This window comes from Neisseria sp. P0021.S007, assembly GCF_051956855.1.
Genome location: NZ_JBQCXA010001689.1, coordinates 1 through 446, shown reverse-complemented (window position 1 = coordinate 446; position 446 = coordinate 1). Strand labels below are relative to the sequence as shown.

Annotated in this window: 1 protein-coding gene; it reads left to right on the top strand. The window is 53.1% G+C overall.

Annotated elements, in window-relative coordinates:
* Nucleotides 1–90: 90 nt before the first annotated feature.
* A partial coding sequence (locus tag ACTHUR_RS20930; protein ID WP_440400732.1) for a pseudouridine synthase occupies nt 91–446 on the top strand: 356 nt, incomplete at its 3' end.

The window sequence follows — 446 nt, the reverse complement described above, 5'->3', positions numbered from 1 at the left end:
CCGTCTGAAAGTTGGGTTTCGGCGGCAAGTGTGCCTGCTACATTTTCAAAAGCCCGTTACAATATCTGCTTTTATTTTCACTGCTCCGCCATGCTAGATATTATCCACCGCGACAGCCGCACCATCGCCGTCAACAAACCTGCCGGAATGCTGGTGCACCGAAGCTGGTTAGACAAACACGAAACCCGTTTTGCCGTGCAGACCCTGCGCGACCAAATCGGACAGCACGTCTATCCCGTCCACCGCCTCGACCGTCCGACTTCCGGCGTCTTGCTGTTTGCCCTCGATACGGAAGCCGCACGGTTATTGACGCAGCAGTTTGAAAACAAAACCATCGAAAAAACTTATTGGGCGATTGTTCGCGGTCATCTGCCTTCAGACGGCCTGATTGATTACGCCCTCAAATATATGCCCGACAAAATCGCTGAAGCGCAGACCGAAGCCAC